General features: G+C 67.5%; 1 protein-coding gene. It reads left to right on the top strand.

Annotated features, from left to right (window positions below; genetic code table 11):
- The first annotated feature begins 756 nt into the window (after window positions 1-756).
- On the top strand, window positions 757-1,467 hold the full coding sequence (locus ACV4UX_RS19425; protein WP_491594920.1) for an ATP:cob(I)alamin adenosyltransferase: 711 nt from the start codon (window positions 757-759) through the stop codon (window positions 1,465-1,467).
- The last annotated feature ends 82 nt before the right edge of the window (window positions 1,468-1,549 follow it).

The following is a 1,549-nucleotide window of genomic DNA, read 5'->3' as shown; positions in this document are numbered from 1 at the left end:
CGACGCGGGCGCCTCCCGCATCGGCGCGAGCGCGAGCGTGGATATTGTGCGCCAGTGCCGCGAGGCGCGGGCGGCCAAGGCGGCTGGCGCCACGGCACCCGCGCCCACGCCCGCGGGGTCCAAGGCCGCTCCGAGCGGCAGCTACTGAGGAGCCGACAGTGGAATTCGGCGACTCGTACCGCCCTTTCTTGGATCAGACGGGAGTGGGTGAAGACGGGGGAAAGAAGAACTCCTCGACCGCAACTCAGTTCATTCTGGCAACCACCAGTCTCGCGGCGCACACGCTCCCGCGCTTGCACGATGAAATGCCTGTGGATTGCTCACTGATTCACTGTCTCCTCACACCCAAGCGTTTCCTCCGCCTCACTCCCGTCGCGTGGACGTCTTCGGCTGCTCGCCCGGACGCCGCTCGGCTCCACCTCGGAACTCGACCCAGTCGCCCCCCTCTTTCCCGTGCATGCTCCGCGTGCTCGTCCGCGCTCGCACCGTCGGTCTCCTCGCGTCTCCAGTCGCCCCGCTCGCGCGTCGCGCTTTGGCTTCGATGGCCGCGTCTGCGTCCGACGCCACCAGCACCGCCCCCGAGGCCACCGCCTCCGACTCGCCCACCGGGTGCGTTCGTTCACCATCACTTGCGTGGGATGGGATCGGTGGTTGGGGCGCGGATGGAGGAGAGGGCTGCGTTGGGTGCGTCGCGTCTCGACGATGACGTCGCATCTTCGGCACCCCCGGCGCACGCGCAGGGCCAGCGCGCGCCGCGTGCGGATCTACACGCGGACCGGCGACAAGGGATCGTCGTCGCTGTACAACGGGAAGCGCCGTCCGAAGGACGACGCGGTCTTCGACGCGCTCGGGGACGTGGACGAGCTGAACGCGACGCTCGGAGTCGCTCGCGAGCACGCGCTCCTCGCCGGCGTCGCCGTGACCGACCAGCTCCTCGAGATCCAGAGTCGACTGATGGACGTCGGCACCGCCGTGGCCACCCCGCTGGACTCCTCCTCGGGAGACCGGCTCGCGACCGCGGCCTTTGACGGCGCGCACGCGACGCAGCTCGAGCGCTGGATCGACGAGCTCGACGCGCACGTCCCGCCCCTCCGCAACTTCATCCTCCCCGTGCGTGTCGGATCGGGGCCTGCGAGCTCATGTGAGGTCTTTGAGCGCCCAGAATCGTTGGAGGAGTCGAGTGTTGTGTCCTCGCCCTCCTCAACTCCTTCGCTTCGACTCCTTCGCTTCGACTTCTCCTCTCTGCAGGGCGGCGGCCTGACGAGCGCGCACCTCCACCACTCTCGCACCGTCGGCCGCCGGGCCGAGCGCAGCGTGGTGGGGTTGGTCCGCGACGGAGCCGTCCCCTCCGAAGTCGGTATCTTCCTCAACCGGTTCGTAAAGGAGTGGATTCCATCCCAACCCCCGAAGTACAGGAAACGAGTGGCATTTGCACCACCTCCGTGCATCCCCGTATCCCCGGAATAATCCAATCCCTCACCCAAAATCACCCGTGTTCAACTCCTCTCTCGAACAAACTCCTCACGCTCCCCTTTGACGACGATCGCGC

It is taken from the genome of Fundidesulfovibrio sp. (assembly GCF_058402725.1).
Note: the sequence above shows the minus strand (reverse complement) of the source record. Positions and strands in the feature narration are given on the sequence as shown.